Origin of the sequence: Streptomyces sp. NRRL B-1140 (genome assembly GCF_001280065.1) — a bacterium.
GTDB lineage: Bacteria > Actinomycetota > Actinomycetes > Streptomycetales > Streptomycetaceae > Streptomyces.
On the sequence record NZ_LGEA01000036.1, the window covers coordinates 250408 to 266031 of the forward strand.

Below are 15624 nucleotides of genomic sequence, written 5' to 3' on the forward strand. Positions count from 1 at the left end.
GCATCCCCTTTCTTCCTCAAGGACTCAAGGAGCCCGTCCACCGATGTCGGACATCACTTCCCGGACCTCGAACGACCCCCTCGCTGACCGTGTGAGCCACCCCGGCTACCCCCGCAGCAACGGCTACGACGCCCGCTGGACCATCGACAACCAGATGGGCCCGCACGCGCTGTGGCTGCTGGAGTGGCTGGCCCCGGCCCTGGGGCTCGACACCCTGAGCCCCGGCTCCCGCGTGCTCGACCTGGGCTGCGGCCGTGCCATGACGTCGGTCTTCCTCGCCAGGGAGTACGACGCCCAGGTCGTCGCCGCCGACCTGTGGATCAAGCCCGACGACAACGCCGGGCGCATCGCCGAGGCGGGCGTCGCCGACCGCGTCCTGCCCGTGTTCGCCGAGGCGCACGACCTGCCGTTCGGCGAGGGCACCTTCGACGCGATCGTGAGCGTCGACGCGTATCAGTACTTCGGCACCAACGACCTGTACCTGCCCACTCTGACCCGGCTGCTCAAGCCGGGCGGGCGGATCGGAGTCGTGATGCCGGCGCTGCGGGAGGAGCCGGAGGGCGACGAGCCGCCGGCGCACCTGAAGAAGTACTGGGAGAAGGATCCCGGCTTCTGGGCCTTCCACTCCCCCGCCTGGTGGCGGCGGCTGTGGGCCCGCAGCGGGGCCGTCGAGGTCGAGACGGCCGACTGGCTCGACGACGGCTGGCGCGACTGGCTGCTGTGGAGCGAGGTGTGCGCCGAGGAGAGCGCGAGCGAGTTCATGGCCGACATGGCCCGCTGGTCGGTCGAGCTGATGCACGCCGACGTGGAGCACGTCCTGGGCTTCACCCGGGTCGTCGGCCGCCGCCTGTAGACGCCTGAGGGGGATGCATCGGTTCGATGCATCCCCCTCGGGGTTCACACGTACGGTGCTCAGCCCTCGCTGACGCCCAGCTTCTGAAGGATCAGCTCCTTGACGCGAGCCGCGTCGGCCTGGCCGCGCGTGGCCTTCATGACCGCGCCGACCAGCGCTCCGGCCGCGGCCACCTTGCCACCGCGGATCTTGTCGGCGACGCCCGGGTTGCCGGCGATCGCCTCGTCGACGGCCGCCGTCAGCGCGCCCTCGTCGGAGACGACCTTCAGACCGCGCTTGTCGACGACCTCGTCCGGGGTGCCCTCGCCCGCGAGGACGCCCTCGATGACCTGGCGGGCCAGCTTGTCGTTCAGGTCGCCCTTCGCGACGAGCTCGGTGACCCGGGCCACCTGCTGCGGCGTGATCGCCAGCTCGTCGAGCGCCTTGCCCGTGTCATTGGCGCTGCGGGCCAGCTCGCCCATCCACCACTTGCGGGCGGAGGCGGCGTCGGCCCCGGCCTCGATCGTGGCGACGATGGGCTCCAGCGCACCGGCGTTGAGGATCGCCTGCATGTCGGTGCCGCTGACGCCCCACTCCTCGCGGAGCCGGTTGCGGCGGACCAGCGGCAGCTCCGGCAGCCCGGCCCGGATCTCCTCGACCCACTCGCGGGACGGGGCCACCGGGACGAGGTCGGGCTCCGGGAAGTACCGGTAGTCCTCGGCCTCCTCCTTCACGCGGCCCGAGGTCGTCGACCCGGTGTCCTCGTGGAAGTGGCGGGTCTCCTGGATGATCGTGCCGCCCGAGGACAGCACGGCCGCGTGCCGCTGGATCTCGAAGCGGGCCGCGCGCTCCACGGACCTGAGCGAGTTGACGTTCTTCGTCTCCGAGCGGGTGCCGAACTTCTCGGTGCCGTTCGGGCGCAGCGACAGGTTCACGTCGCAGCGCATCTGGCCCATCTCCATGCGGGCCTCGGAGACGCCGAGCGCCTTGATGACCTCGCGCAGCTCACGGACGTAGGCCCGGGCGACCTCGGGGGCACGCTCGCCGGCGCCCTCGATCGGCTTGGTGACGATCTCGATGAGGGGGATGCCGGCGCGGTTGTAGTCCAGCAGCGAGTGCGAGGCGCCGTGGATGCGGCCGGTGGCGCCGCCGACGTGCGTCGACTTGCCGGTGTCCTCCTCCATGTGGGCGCGCTCGATCTCCACGCGGAAGGTCTCGCCGTCCTCCAGCTGTACGTCGAGGTAGCCGTTGAAGGCGATCGGCTCGTCGTACTGGGAGGTCTGGAAGTTCTTCGGCATGTCCGGATAGAAGTAGTTCTTCCGGGCGAAGCGGCACCACTCGGCGATCTCGCAGTTCAGCGCGAGGCCGATCTTGATCGCGGACTCGACACCGGTCGCGTTGACGACCGGGAGCGCTCCGGGCAGGCCGAGGCAGACCGGGCAGGTCTGCGTGTTGGCGTCCTGGCCGAGGGCGGTCGAGCAGCCGCAGAACATTTTGGTCTTGGTGCCGAGTTCGACATGGACCTCGAGGCCCATGACGGGGTCGTACGACGCGAGTGCTTCCTCGTACGACACCAGGTCGGTCGTGGTGGTCACGGTGAGTACTTCCCTCTCAGCCCAGCAGGACGTCGTCGTCGCCCAGCCGCTTCAGCTCGCGGTAGAGAATGGCCAGGTTGGTGACGACGGCAGCTCCGGTCACGACGGCGTCGAGCAGCCGCAGCGTGTCGTTGTCCCCGCGGGCCTTCTTGATCTGCTTGTAGACACCGACGGCGCCGAACGCCGACGTGGCCATCGACACGTACAGACCGGACTTGGACTTCTTGAAGCCCTTGGCCTTGGACAGTGCGCTCACAGCGACGGAGCCTCCTCGATCAGCGGGTGGCCCCACTTTTCCACGAAGGCGGCCTCGACGGCTGCACCCACCTTGTACAGGCGGTCGTCCTTCATGACGGGGGCGATGATCTGCAGGCCGACCGGGAGGTTGTCCTCCGGGGCGAGGCCGCACGGCAGCGACATGGCCGCGTTGCCCGCCAGGTTGGTCGGGATGGTGCACAGGTCGGCGAGGTACATCGCCATCGGGTCGTCGGCGCGCTCGCCGATCGCGAAGGCGGTGGTCGGGGTCGTCGGGGAGACGATCACGTCGACCTGCTCGAACGCCGTGTCGAAGTCCCGCTTGATGAGCGTGCGGACCTTCTGGGCGCTGCCGTAGTAGGCGTCGTAGTAGCCGCTCGACAGGGCGTACGTGCCGAGCATGATGCGACGCTTGACCTCGGGGCCGAAGCCGGCCTCGCGGGTGAGCGAGGTGACCTCCTCCGCGGAGTGCGTGCCGTCGTCGCCGACGCGCAGGCCGTAGCGCAGGCCGTCGAAGCGGGCGAGGTTGGAGGAGCACTCCGAGGGCGCGATCAGGTAGTACGCCGACAGTGCCAGGTCGAAGGACGGGCAGTCCAGCTCGACGATCTCGGCGCCCAGCTCCTTCAGCAGCTCGACGGACTCGTCGAAGCGCTGGATGACGCCGGCCTGGTAGCCCTCGCCGCGGAACTGCTTGACGACGCCGACGCGCATGCCCTCGACGCTGCCGTTGCGGGCGGCCTCGACGACCGCCGGGACGGGCTCGTCGATGGAGGTGGAGTCGAGCGGGTCGTGCCCGGCGATGACCTCGTGCAGCAGGGCCGCGTCCAGGACCGTGCGGGCGCAGGGGCCGCCCTGGTCGAGGGAGGAGGAGAAGGCGACCATGCCGTACCGGGAGACCGCGCCGTACGTCGGCTTCACGCCGACCGTGCCGGTGACGGCGGCGGGCTGGCGAATGGAGCCGCCGGTGTCGGTGCCGATGGCCAGGGGCGCCATGTGCGCGGCGAGCGCGGCGGAGGAACCGCCGCCGGAGCCGCCGGGGATCTTCGTCAGGTCCCAGGGGTTGCCGGTCGGGCCGTAGGCGCTGTTCTCGGTGGAGGACCCCATGGCGAACTCGTCCATGTTGGTCTTGCCGAGGATGACGACGTCGGCGGCCTTCAGACGCTGGGTGACGGTCGCGTCGTACGGCGGGATCCAGCCCTCGAGGATCTTCGAGCCGACGGTCGTCGGGATGCCCTCGGTGGTGAAGATGTCCTTCAGCGCGAGGGGGACGCCGGCCAGCGGGCCGAGCTTCTCGCCGCGCTCGCGCTTGGCGTCGACGGCGCGGGCCTGGGCGAGGGCGCCCTCGCGGTCGACGTGCAGGAAGGCGTGCACCTTCTCGTCGACGGCCTCGATGCGGGCGAGGTGGGCCTCGGTGACCTGCACCGCCGTGAGCTCGCCGGAGGCGATCTTCGCGGCGGTCTCGGCGGCCGTGAGCTTGGTGATGTCCGTCATGGCTGTTAGTCCTCCCCCAGGATCTGCGGCACCTTGAAACGCTGCTGCTCCTGGGCCGGGGCGCCGGAGAGCGCCTGCTCGGGGGTGAGCGACGGACGGACCTCGTCCACGCGCATGACGTTCGTCAGCGGGAGCGGGTGCGAGGTCGGCGGTACGTCTTGGTCGGCGACCTCGCTGACGCGTGCGACCGCGCCGATGATGTCGTCCAGCTGTCCTGCGAAGTGCTCGAGCTCTTCGGGCTTCAGCTCCAGACGCGCCAGCCGTGCGAGGTGGGCGACCTCCTCGCGCGTGATGCCAGGCATGCAGCGATCCTCTGGGGTGAGTGAATGTGGTGTGGCCCAATCCTATGGGTCGTGGGGCCGTGCCCGTGAAACGGTTTGGCCCGTCCGTCAGTGACGGCGGCGGTTTTCCCAGGCCTCGCTCTTCAGGAAGTGGTTGTCGTACAGCTCCTGCACCTCGAGGAGACTCTCGGGTGCGACCTCGCCGAGGGCGACGCGCCGCAGGTGCCGGAAGTACTCGAAGCGCTCGACGCCGGGTGTGAGGACGATGAGCAGGTCGGCGTCGGCCCCGGGGACCGCCGCGAAGGCGTGCGGTTTTCCGGGTGGGACGATGACGAGGTCGCCGGGGCCCGCGGTGACGATGTCGTCACCGGAGAGGATCTCGGCGGCCCCGTCGAGCAGGAAGAACATCTCGGCCGAGTTGTCGTGCCAGTGCGGCTTCGCGCCGTCGGCGCCCGAGGTGAGGGTGACGCGCTGGGTGGACAGGGCGCCGCCGGTCGCGCTGCTGTCCGCGAGCAGCCGCACGGTGGTGGGCGCGCGGCCGACGACTTCCGCCTCGGCCTCGCGGACGATCACGGACTCGCCGAACCGCGGAACGGACAACGACATCTCGGTACCTCCGGATCACTCGGCGGGTGCGCTCAGACCGCGAAGAGCAGTCCGGCGCTGATCAGGACGATGACCGCGGTGGCGAAGTGGACACCGAAGGCCACCGCCCTCGTGCCGCCGTTGCGTAGCACGATCAAGGTGTCTCCGAGCGGTACGAGTGCCACGGCGAGCATGAACCAGGCCTCGGCCCGGGCCCCCGCGAAGGCGAGCAGTGCCAGACCGACCAGCCCGAAGGTGCCGTCCCGCACACCCTTGATCGTCAGGTAGGCGCCGGCGTCGCCGCGGGGGTCGGCCGGGACGCCGTAGCCGGCGGCTGCGGCGGCGGGCTGGAACAGGAAGCGGTAGCCCAGGAACAGGCAGAACACGTTGAGCACGACAGCCAGGGTGTAGGCGGTGATGGTCATGACTCTCCTCTAATTCCAGCAGGCGGTGGCGGGCGGCGACGTCGGCAGGCGATCCCCGACGATCGTTTTCTAGCAGCGCTAGGAACTGGAGCGAAGCTAGCAGAGCGTCGACAGGAACGCTAGCGGTGCTAGGATTTCTTCCATGACGATCCAGACGCGCCGGGAGCGCGAACGTGCGGAACGCGAGCGGCTGATCGTGACGGCCGCGCGGGAGCTGGCGGAGGCGGAGGGCTGGGACGCGGTGACCACGCGCCGGCTAGCCGAGGAGATCGAGTACAGCCAGCCGGTGCTCTACAGCCACTTCAAGGGCAAGGGCGCGATCATGGCGGCGGTGGCGGTACAGGGCTGCGAGGAGCTGGCCGAGGAGCTGCGGGCGGCGCGCACGGCGGCCGGGGGTGCCCGCGAGGCGCTGGCCGCGGTGGGCCGCGCGTACACCGCTTTCGCCCGGCGGCGGCCCGCGCTCTACGACGTGATCTTCACCCTCGACGTGGACCTGCCCTTCGCCACGCCGGAGGCGCCCGCGGCCCTCCAGGACGCCTTCGGTGAGCTGCTGCAGGCCGTCCAGCCGATCGCGGCAGAGGGCGAGGACATGGGAGCACTGACGGAGACGTACTGGGCAGGGCTGCACGGGCTGGTGACTCTGATGCGCAGCGGCCGGCTGCCCGAGGAGGCGCACGAGCGACGGCTGGGGCTGTTCATCGGCCACTTCGTGCCGCAGGGCACGGACTGAGCGCTCGCGCCGTGGATTTCCCCCGGACGAGCGCGCCAGCGGGAATTACTCGTCGGCCGTCGCCGCGGGAAGCGCGGCGCGCGGCCGCTGCCACCCGCGGGGGCCCCGCGCCCGCAGCCACGCCGTGGTCTCCTCCGGGGGCATGGCTGCAGCGACCAGCCAGCCCTGGACCGCGTCGCAGCCGAGATCGCGCAGGCGTTCCCAGGTCTCGTCGTCCTCGACGCCCTCGGCGACGACGAGCAGGCCGAGGGAGTGGGCGAGGTCGACCGTGCAGCGCACGATCTCCGCGTCCTCGGCGTCGACCGCGAGCCGGGCCACGAACGAACGGTCGATCTTCAGCTCGCTCACCGGCAGCCGGCGCAGGTGCACCAGCGAGGAGTAGCCCGTGCCGAAGTCGTCGAGCGACATCTTCACGCCGTGCGCGGTCAGTTGGTTGAGGGTGTCGGCGGCGCGCTGGGGGTCCTCCAGGAGCACATGCTCCGTGATCTCCAGCTGGAGCGCTCCCGCCGGGACGCCGTGCCGGGCGAGCCGGGCGGCGACGGAGCCGGCGAAGCCGGGGGTGTGCACATCACGCGGGGAGACGTTCACCGCGACGGGGACGAAAAGGCCTTGGTCCCGCCAGCGGGCGACCTGGCCGAGCGCGGTCTCCAGCACGTACTCGGTGAGGTGGGGCATCAGCCCCGAGGACTCGGCGATCGCTATGAACTCGTCCGGCGGCACCTTGCCCCGCTCGGGGTGCACCCAGCGGACCAGCGCCTCCAGGCCCGCGACCTGCCCGTCGAAGCGGACCTTGGGCTGGTAGTGCAGATGCACCTCGTGCGCGTCGAGGGCGCGGCGCAGATCGCCCAGCAGGCCGAGGCGGTCGGGGGTGTTGGAGTCGCGCTTGGACTCGTAGACCTCGACGCCGGTGCGGTCCCGCTTCGCCTGGTACATCGCCACGTCGGCCCGCCGTAGCAGCCCTTCGGCGTCCAGGGCGTGGTCGGGGAAGACGGCGACCCCGGCACTGGCCTCCAGGACCAGGGTGAGGCCGTCGAGGTCGAGGGGAGAGCTGAGGGCGGCCACGAGGCTGCGGGCGACCCGGGTCGCGGAGGTCGTGGAGTCGGCGACCGGGAGTAAGACGGCGAACTCGTCCCCGCCGAGCCGGGCGGCCTCCGCCCCGCGCGGCAGCGCCACCCGCAGCCGGTCGGCGATCTGCAACAGCAGCCGGTCACCGGCGAGATGACCGAGTGTGTCGTTGACCGACCGGAAGCGGTCGAGGTCGATCAGCATCAGGGCGGCTCGGGCGTCGATCCGCTCCGCGTCGTCCAGCGCGGTCCAGATGCGCTCCAGGAGCCACTGGCGGTTGGGCAGCCCCGTCAGCGGGTCACGCAGTTGCTCCTCCGCCCGGGCCCGGGCGATCCACAGGGTGGAGTCCAGGGCGATCAGCGGGATGGAGAACAACGGCAGCAGGATGGGCTTGGCCACAGCGACCACGCAGAGCAGCGGCGCGATACCCAGCAGCGCGACGGCGACCAGGCCCTGCCTGACCAGGGCGGTGCGGGCGACGGTGGGCAGGCCGGGGCGCGGGGCGTGCAGGTACCAGAGCAGCACGCGGGTGACCGTCAGGTAGGCGACGGCGACCAGGACGACCTGGGGTGCGGTGGCGAGAGTCCAGGCTGCGGGCTCCGCAGGGGACTCGACGGACGGCACGGTGCCGAAGACGCCCAGCACGAGCGCGCCGGCGCCGATGCCGAGGAGGTCGACCGCGCCGTGCAGCACGCCCTGGCGCCAGCGGTTGCGGCGGGCCGTGCCGACCAGCACGACGACCGTGAGACTGACCATGCCGGCCGGAACCCAGCCGTAGAGCAGCAGGACGGCGAGGGTGAGGGCGGCTCCCGAACCGGTGCCGCCCCACCAGCGGGAGCGGCCCAGCATGACGAGGTGACCGACGATGATGCCGGTGAGCACGGCCAGCGACCAGCCGGCCGTGCCGGCCGGGAAGAGCGCGTGGCCGCCGGTGAAGGCCCGGTAGAAGCCGGCGCCCAGGACGAACCCGGCCGCCGCGACGACGGCCGCGGGCAGCGCGGGCCAGGACTGGTGCCGCTCGCCGTCCGCGTCCGGACCCGCGCCGGCGGAGCCGGGGGTGTGTTCGACGGTCGGCTGTGCCCCGGGGCCGTCCGCGGCGCGTCCCGCGCCGCCGCCCCCGTCGGGGGTGTACTGTCCGACGGCGCGCCCCTCCGCACCCGGACGCCCCGCCGACGACACGGCCTCACGGACCGCACGCCATGCGACCGCCATGCGGCGCAGGTGCGGCCGTGAACCCTGCGCGGCGCTCTCGGTCGGTTCCATTCCCGTCCCTCTCACAGCCGGCGGTGCCCCACGCCTCGCGGCCCGGTGCCCGACAACCCTTGGGCGGCCCGCGTCGGAAAACTCCTCCCCGCGCTCCGTGCGAGCACGAAGATGCCCCGACCGCAGCTGGGCACGGCAGGCGCACATCTCAACACTAGGCCGCAGAAGGCTTCCACGGGCAGCGGTCGCCGACGGTTGCCCGAATGCGCCCCGGCCACCCGTATGCATCTGGTATGCGCCGAACGGGTGGCCTTCAACCGCTACTCCTCGGCCGAAAGGGCGACTTCGGCCGCCGCGTCCGGTCCCTGCTCCAGCAGGACGCCGAACCCGTCCTCGTTCAGGACCGGGACCTTCAGCTGCATCGCCTTGTCGTACTTCGATCCGGGGCTGTCACCGACCACGACGAACGACGTCTTCTTCGAAACCGAGCCGGTCACCTTCGCTCCGCGGCTCTGCAGCGCCTCCTTGGCGCCGTCCCTCGTGAAGTGCTCGAGCGTGCCGGTGACGACGACGGTGAGACCTTCGAGCGGGCGCGGCCCCTCGTCCTCGCCGGTGCTCTCCGCCTCCATACGGACGCCGGCGGCCTTCCACTTGCGGATGATGTCGCGGTGCCAGTCCTCGGCGAACCACTGCTTGAGGGAGGCGGCGATGGTCGGGCCGACGCCCTCGGTGACCGCCAGCTCCTCCTCAGTGGCCTGGTCGATGCGCTCGATCGAGCGGAACTCGCGGGCCAGTGCCTCGGCGGCGACGGGCCCGACGTGACGAATCGACAGGCTGGTGATGACGCGGGCCAGGGGGCGCTCCTTGGCCGCAGCGATGTTCTCCAGCATGGCGACGGCGTTCTTGCGGGGCTCGCCCTGCTGGTTCGCGAAGATCGTGGCGATCTTCTCCTCGCCGGTCTTCGGGTCGCGCTTGGGCAGGCCGCTGTCCGGGTCGAGGACGTACGCCTTGATGGGCAGCAGCTGCTCGATGGTGAGGTCGAAGAGGTCGCCCTCGTCGACCAGCGGCGGCGTCTCGGGCTCCAGCGGGGCGGTCAGGGCGGCCGCGGCGACGTAGCCGAAGTGCTCGATGTCCAGGGCCTTGCGGCCGGCGAGGTAGAACAGGCGCTCGCGCAACTGGGCCGGGCAGGTACGCGCGTTGGGGCAGCGCAGGTCGACGTCGCCCTCCTTCATGGGCCGCAGCGCCGTGCCGCACTCGGGGCACTCGCTCGGCATCACGAACTCGCGCTCGCTGCCGTCGCGCAGGTCGGCGACGGGGCCGAGGATCTCGGGGATGACGTCACCGGCCTTGCGCAGCACGACCGTGTCCCCGATGAGGACGCCCTTGGCCTTGACCACGTCCTGGTTGTGCAGCGTGGCGAACTCGACCTCGGAGCCGGCGACCGTGACCGGTTCGACCTGGGCGTACGGGGTGACGCGGCCGGTGCGGCCCACGCCCACGCGGATGTTGACGAGCTTGGTGTTGACCTCCTCCGGCGCGTACTTGTACGCGATGGCCCAACGCGGGGCGCGCGAGGTGGAGCCGAGGCGGCCCTGGAGGGGGATCTGGTCGAGCTTGACGACCACGCCGTCGATCTCGTGTTCCACGGAGTGGCGGTTCTCGCCGAAGTAGGCGATGAACTCCCGGATCCCCGCCAGGCCGTCGACCACCTTGTTGTGCCGGGAGGTGGGCAGGCCCCAGCTCTTGAGCAGGTCGTAGGCCTGGGAGAGGCGGGTCAGGCCGGTGAAACCCTCCAGGGCGCCGATGCCGTGGACCACCATGTGCAGGGGCCGGGTGGCGGTGACGCGCGGATCCTTCTGGCGCAGGGAACCGGCCGCCGCGTTGCGCGGGTTGGCGAAGGGCTTGTCACCGGCCTCGACGAGGCGGGCGTTGAGCTCCTGGAACTTCTCCATCGGGAAGTAGACCTCGCCGCGGATCTCCACGAGGTCGGGGACGTCGTCGCCCTTGAGACGGTCGGGGATCTCGGCGATCGTCCGCACGTTCGGCGTGATGTCCTCGCCGGTGCGGCCGTCACCGCGGGTGGCCGCGCGGGTGAGACGGCCGTGCTCGTAGGTGAGGTTCACGGCGAGGCCGTCGACCTTCAGCTCGCACAGGAAGTGGTACTCCTGCTCGCCCAGTTCCCTGGCGATGCGCTCCGTCCAGGCGGCCATCTCCTCGTCGTTGAACGTGTTGTCGAGGGAGAGCATGCGCTGGCGGTGCTCGACCGCCGTGAACTCCGTCTCGTAGGACCCCGAGACCTTCTGGGTCGGCGAGTCCGGGGTGCGCAGCTCCGGGTGCTCCTCCTCCAGCGCCTCCAGGGAACGCAGCAGCTGGTCGAACTCCGCGTCGCTGACGACGGGAGCGTCCTTCACGTAGTAGCGGAAGCGGTGCTCCTCGATCTGCTCCGCGAGGCGCGCGTGCTTCTCCCGTGCCTCGGCGGGCACCGTCGTCGTCTCCGCTTGCTTGTCGCCGGCCACCGTGTCGTCCTCCCGTTACTCTGGGTTGTCCGCGAGGGATCTCGCAGCCCGGGCGCAGTGCGCGAGAGCCGTGCGCGCGTACCCCGGGGAGGCCCCCGCCAGTCCGCACGCCGGGGTGACCGTGACCGCCTCCGCGAGAAGCCCCGGAGACAGCCCCAGCCTGCGCCACAGCGTCCTGACACCCATGACGCTACCGGCAGGGTCTGACAATGGGCCCTCGGTGCCCGGGACGACACCGGTGAAGAGCCGGGTCCCGGCCTCCACGGCCTCTCCGATCGCGTCGTCGTCACGCTCGGTGAGCAGTGAGAAGTCGAAGGAGACGGCGGCCGCTCCGGCCCGGCGCAGCAGGGCGAACGGCACGTCCGGGGCGCAGGAGTGGACCACGACCGGCCCCGCCGCGTTTACCCCGACGAGGTCGCGCAGCGTCTGCTCGACGAGCTGCCGGTCGACGGCCCGGTGGGTGCGGTAGCCGCTGGCCGTCTTCACCTGGCCGCGCAGCACGGCGGTGAGGGACGGCTCGTCGAGCTGGAGGACGAGCTGCGCGCCCGGGATCCGCCGCCGCACCTCGTCGAGATGCAGTCGCAGCCCCTCGGCGAGGGAGGCGGCGAGGTCGCGGCAGGCCCCGGGGTCGGACAGGGCGGCCTCCCCGCCCCGCAGCTCCAGGTTGGCCGCCAGGGTCCAGGGACCGACGGCCTGGACCTTCAGCGGCCCCTCGTACTCCTGCGTGAACTCCTCCAGCGCGTCGAGGTCCTCGCCGAGCCAGGAGCGGGCCCGCTTGGTGTCGCGCCCCGGCCGGTCCCCGATCCGCCATCCGCTGGGCTCCACGCGCGCGTACAGCTCGACGAGCAGGCCGGCGGTCCGTCCGATCATGTCCGCGCCGGGTCCCCGGGCGGGCAGTTCGGGCAGGTAGGGGAAGTCCTCGAAGGTGCCGGTGACGGTCTTGGCGGCCTCACGGGCGTCGCCGCCCGGCATGGAGCCCACACCGGTGGCGGCGCCGAACCTGAACTGGCTGTTTTCACTCACCGGAGAAGCCTACGCAGCGCCTGCGCCGGGGTCAGCCTCCCGGGCGCACCGTCAGGTCGTTGACCTCCGCGTCGCGCGGCAGGTCCAGGGCCATGACGATCGTCGTGGCGACCGACTCCGGGTCGATCCACCGCGAGGCGTCGTACTCCTTGCCCTCCTGCTGGTGGACCTTGGCCTGCATGGGGCTGGCGGTGCGGCCGGGGTAGACCGAGGTGACGCGGACGCCGTTGCCGTGCTCCTCGTGGCGCAGGGAGTCGGCGAGGGCCTTCAGGCCGTGCTTGGAGGCGGCGTACGCGGACCAGTCGGCGTGGGCGTTGAGGCCGGCGCCGGAGTTGACGAAGAGCACATGGCCGCGGGCGGCGCGCAGTTGGGGCAGGAAGTGGCGGGTCAGCTCGGCGGGGGCGATCAGGTTGACGTTGAGCTGGTGACGCCAGGTCTTGGGGGTGAGCTCGCCGACCGGGCCGAGGTCGACGACGCCGGCGATGTGCAGCAGCGAGTCCACGCGGTCCGGCAGCGACTGGTGGGAGAAGGCCCAGGAGAGCCGGTCCGGGTCGTCGAGGTCTCCGACCAGGGTCCTGGCCCCGGGGAACTCGGCCGCCAGCTCCTTGGCGCGGCCCGCGTCGCGCGCGTGCAGCACGAGCTCGTCCCCGCGCGCGTGCAGGCGGCGGGCCACGGCCGCGCCGATGCCGGAGCCGGCTCCGGTGATCACATGAGTAGCCATGCCGCCATGCTCGCATCGGCACCGCGTCACCCGGTGCCCCGGCTCCCCCGCCGTGCGCGCATCAGGGGCCGGCTCACTCGACAACCGGGCCCCGCCATGCACCCGTCACGGACGGCTCACCCGATACCCAAGCCCCCGCCGAGCGCCCATCGGCGGGCGGACGACTCACTCGACGCCCGGGCTCGCCCGCGATGCGCGCACCCCGGGGCGGCTCATTCGATGCCCTGGCTCTCCTCCAGGTACGCCAGCGCCCCCACCGGCTCCTCGGCGAAGAACACCAGGTCGGTGAGCGGCCGGGGCAGGAAACCCTCGGTGTCCATGCGGCGGAACTGCTCCTTCAGGCCGTCGTAGAAGCCCGCGGTGTTGAGCAGGACCACCGGCTTGTCGGTGTGCCCGTGCTTCTTCAGCTCCAGGATCTCGGTCGCCTCGTCGAGCGTGCCCGTGCCGCCGACCATGATCACCACGGCGTCGGCCTTCTCCAGCAGCAGCTTCTTGCGCTCGGCGAGGTCCTTGGCGACGACCATCTCGTCGACGCCCGGGCGGGCCTTGGCCGCGAGGAACCGCACGGAGACGCCGGCCAGCCGGCCGCCCGCCTCCTGCACCCCGTCGGCGACCACCTTCATGAGGCCGACGTCGGAGCCGCCCCAGACGAGCGTGTGGCCGCCCTTGCCCAGCAGTTCGGCGAACTCCCGCGCGGGGCGGGTGTAGCGCTCGTCGAGGTCGGCGGCGGACAGGAAGACACAGATGTTCATGAGCCCACCGTACGGGCCCGGTCCCCCGTCGCGGTGACCCGCATTTTCGACTGCCGGTGCGGCAGGCGCTCCCAGTCGTCCATGAACCGGGCGTCCAGGCCGTGCTGCGCGGCGAGGTCGGTGAGCGTGCGGGTGCGGTAGTAGAAGTCCTCGTGCAGGACCTGGTGTTCCTCGCCCTCGGTGCGGTCGAAGGTGAAGTCGAAGAAGCCGCCGGGTGCGAGGATCCGCCCGACGTGGGCGAAGCACTCCTCGATGACGTGCAGCGGCGAGTGCGAGAAGACGCTGTGCGCGTGCACGACGTCGAAGTGGGCGTCGGGCAGGAAGGCGAAGGTGAGGTCGCCGGCGAGCGCCAGGTAGGGAAGTTTGGGCTGGAGCTTCTCCGCCACGAGGGTCTCCTGGGCGGCGAGCAGGATGTGCGGCGAGATGTCGATGCCGTAGTAGTGCCCGGTGTCGAGGTGGTCGATGAACAGCCGCCCGGCGCGCAGGTTGCCGCAGCCGATCTCCAGCATCCGGTGGTGCGGCCGCAGGCCGTGGCCCACCAGGTAGTCGAACTGCATGCGGCCGATCCGCGCCCACTGTTCGCGCGAGGGGTTGTGTCCCACCGCCGCCTCGGTGCTGCGGGCCGCGTCCGAGGCCATGACGGCCCGGTAGTACGCGATGTGGTCGGGGTGGCGCAGCCGCAGCCAGGCGTCCCGCACCGCGCGCCGGGCGTGGGCGGGCACGCGCTCGGGGTGGCGCACGGCGTACCGGACCTGGTGGAGCAGGCGGGAGCGGTTTCCGGCCGGTTCCGTGGCACGCATGGGGGCCTCCTGCGGCGAGGGAAGAACTCCGCTTCAGCGTGCGCTGTACCGGTGGAGTCGGCTACCCGAGGAGGGCGATCGTGACCCGAGGACATCGCATCACCGTCGAGCGGAGTGACGGGCGCGTGCGCGTGGTGCACGGCGGGCAGGTGCTGGCCGAGAGCGAGAGGTCGCTGGTGCTGCGCGAGACGGGCTGTCCCGAGCGGTACTACATCCCGGCCGAGGACGTGCGCCTCGACCTGCTGACACCGTCCGGTACACAGACCTACTGCCCGTTCAAGGGCACCGCGTCCTACTGGTCACTGCCGGACGCGGCGGACCTCGTCTGGGCGTATCCCGACCCCAAACCGGACGTCGCCGAGATCAAGGACCACCTGTGCTTCTACGAAGTGGAAGTGCTCTGATCGGCTGACGCGCCGCCCGCTTCACCGATGAAGTCCGCGCCGTGCGGCAGTCTGCATGAGCATGGACAAGAAGATCCTTTCGCGCGACGGCACCCGCATCGCCTACGAGAGCACCGGACGCGGCCCCGCGGTCGTCCTGGTGAGCGGCGCGATGTCGACGGGCGGCACTCTGGCGCCGCTGGCCGTGTCACTGTCGGAGCGTTTCCAGGCCGTGGTGTACGACCGGCGGGGCCGCGGCGCCAGCGGTGACACCGCGCCCTACGCCGTGGAGCGTGAGGTCGAGGACCTGGCCGCCGTGATCGAGGCCGTGGGCGGCGAGGCGCTGCTCTACGGCATCTCCTCGGGCGGGGCGCTGGCGCTCCAGGCGGCCGCGAGCGGGCTGCCGGTGCGGCGCGTGGCCGTCTACGAGACACCGTTCGCGATGTCGGAGGAGGGCGCCAGGGAGCGTGCCGAATACACCCGGCGGCTGACGGAGGCGCTCGGCGAGGGACGGCGCGGGGAAGCGGTCGAACTGTTCCTGCGGCTGACAGGTCTCGCCGAGAGCATGATCCAGGGCGCCCGCCAGTCCCCCATGTGGGCCGGGATGGAGGCGATGGCCCCGAGCCTCGCCTACGACGACGCCGTGATGGGCGACGGCACCGTCCCCCGCTCCCGGCTGGGCTCGGTCGGCGTCCCCGTCCTGGCGGTGGCGGGCGACGCGAGCCCCGAGTGGCTGCGCGAGGCGGCCCGGGCGATCGCGGAATCGGTCCCCGAGGGCAGCTACCGCGCGCTCCAGGGGCAGACGCACATGGTCGAGCCGAACGTCCTGGCGCCGGTGCTCACCGAGTTCTTCAGCCGGGACTGAGCCGGGCGGCGCGGGGCCCCCGCTCGTCACGGGAGCGGGGCACTGGCCCGTCGGCAGTGCGTCACGGGGGCACGGGGCTCGCCCCTGCCACGAAAAGGGGCA

General features: G+C 71.6%; 16 protein-coding genes. 4 read left to right on the plus strand and 12 right to left on the minus strand.

Features of this window, described 5'->3' with window-relative positions:
- Positions 1-43 precede the first annotated feature (43 nt).
- The gene (locus tag ADK65_RS06430) at positions 44-853 is read left to right on the plus strand and encodes an SAM-dependent methyltransferase (protein WP_053668820.1); all 810 of its coding nucleotides are present in this window, start codon (positions 44-46) and stop codon (positions 851-853) included.
- A 59-nt stretch (positions 854-912) separates the two neighbouring features.
- Here ADK65_RS06430 and gatB read toward each other — a convergent pair whose 3' ends face one another.
- From gatB to ADK65_RS06460, 6 genes are all read right to left on the minus strand, one after another.
- The gene (gatB, locus tag ADK65_RS06435) at positions 913-2427 is read right to left on the minus strand and encodes an Asp-tRNA(Asn)/Glu-tRNA(Gln) amidotransferase subunit GatB (RefSeq protein ID WP_053668821.1); all 1515 of its coding nucleotides are present in this window, start codon (positions 2425-2427) and stop codon (positions 913-915) included.
- A 16-nt stretch (positions 2428-2443) separates the two neighbouring features.
- Positions 2444-2683, minus strand: coding sequence for a hypothetical protein (locus tag ADK65_RS06440; RefSeq protein ID WP_019329755.1), 240 nt, complete (start codon positions 2681-2683; stop codon positions 2444-2446).
- Positions 2680-4173, minus strand: a complete 1494-nt coding sequence (gene gatA, locus ADK65_RS06445) for an Asp-tRNA(Asn)/Glu-tRNA(Gln) amidotransferase subunit GatA (protein WP_053668822.1) — start codon at positions 4171-4173, stop codon at positions 2680-2682. Before gatA ends, ADK65_RS06440 begins: the two co-directional genes overlap by 4 nt.
- 5 nt (positions 4174-4178) lie before the next feature.
- Entirely contained in the window at positions 4179-4475 is a 297-nt protein-coding gene (gatC, locus tag ADK65_RS06450; protein ID WP_031485327.1) for an Asp-tRNA(Asn)/Glu-tRNA(Gln) amidotransferase subunit GatC, read from the minus strand.
- 87 nt (positions 4476-4562) lie between these two features.
- A complete protein-coding gene (locus ADK65_RS06455) occupies positions 4563-5060 on the minus strand; it encodes a cupin domain-containing protein (protein WP_053668823.1) in 498 nt (165 codons plus the stop codon).
- A 32-nt stretch (positions 5061-5092) separates the two neighbouring features.
- Positions 5093-5464, minus strand: a complete 372-nt coding sequence (locus ADK65_RS06460) for a DUF4267 domain-containing protein (protein WP_053668824.1) — start codon at positions 5462-5464, stop codon at positions 5093-5095.
- A 142-nt stretch (positions 5465-5606) separates the two neighbouring features.
- Between ADK65_RS06460 and ADK65_RS06465 the strand changes: the two genes are divergently transcribed.
- Entirely contained in the window at positions 5607-6194 is a 588-nt protein-coding gene (locus ADK65_RS06465; protein WP_053668825.1) for a TetR/AcrR family transcriptional regulator, read from the plus strand.
- 45 nt (positions 6195-6239) lie between these two features.
- Here the strand turns inward: ADK65_RS06465 and ADK65_RS06470 are convergent, their stop codons facing one another.
- The 6 genes from ADK65_RS06470 to ADK65_RS06495 form a co-directional block, all read right to left on the minus strand.
- On the minus strand, positions 6240-8522 hold the full coding sequence (locus tag ADK65_RS06470) for a putative bifunctional diguanylate cyclase/phosphodiesterase (protein WP_053668826.1): 2283 nt from the start codon (positions 8520-8522) through the stop codon (positions 6240-6242).
- Positions 8523-8782: 260 nt separating this feature from the next.
- The gene (ligA, locus tag ADK65_RS06475; RefSeq protein ID WP_053668827.1) at positions 8783-10978 is read right to left on the minus strand and encodes an NAD-dependent DNA ligase LigA; all 2196 of its coding nucleotides are present in this window, start codon (positions 10976-10978) and stop codon (positions 8783-8785) included.
- A gap of 15 nt (positions 10979-10993) precedes the next feature.
- On the minus strand, positions 10994-12001 hold the full coding sequence (locus ADK65_RS06480) for a methionine synthase (protein ID WP_053668828.1): 1008 nt from the start codon (positions 11999-12001) through the stop codon (positions 10994-10996).
- Positions 12002-12032: 31 nt separating this feature from the next.
- Positions 12033-12722, minus strand: a complete 690-nt coding sequence (locus ADK65_RS06485) for an SDR family oxidoreductase (protein WP_078955835.1) — start codon at positions 12720-12722, stop codon at positions 12033-12035.
- 212 nt (positions 12723-12934) lie between these two features.
- Positions 12935-13474, minus strand: coding sequence for a TIGR00730 family Rossman fold protein (locus ADK65_RS06490; protein WP_053668830.1), 540 nt, complete (start codon positions 13472-13474; stop codon positions 12935-12937).
- Entirely contained in the window at positions 13471-14274 is an 804-nt protein-coding gene (locus tag ADK65_RS06495; protein WP_053668831.1) for a class I SAM-dependent methyltransferase, read from the minus strand. The genes ADK65_RS06490 and ADK65_RS06495 overlap by 4 nt, the downstream gene beginning before the upstream one ends.
- A gap of 80 nt (positions 14275-14354) precedes the next feature.
- On the opposite strand from ADK65_RS06495, the gene ADK65_RS06500 reads away from it, so the two are divergent.
- Together ADK65_RS06500 and ADK65_RS06505 are read left to right on the plus strand one after the other, a co-directional pair.
- The gene (locus ADK65_RS06500; RefSeq protein WP_053668832.1) at positions 14355-14678 is read left to right on the plus strand and encodes a DUF427 domain-containing protein; all 324 of its coding nucleotides are present in this window, start codon (positions 14355-14357) and stop codon (positions 14676-14678) included.
- 61 nt (positions 14679-14739) lie between these two features.
- Entirely contained in the window at positions 14740-15522 is a 783-nt protein-coding gene (locus ADK65_RS06505) for an alpha/beta fold hydrolase (protein ID WP_053668894.1), read from the plus strand.
- Positions 15523-15624 lie beyond the last annotated feature (102 nt).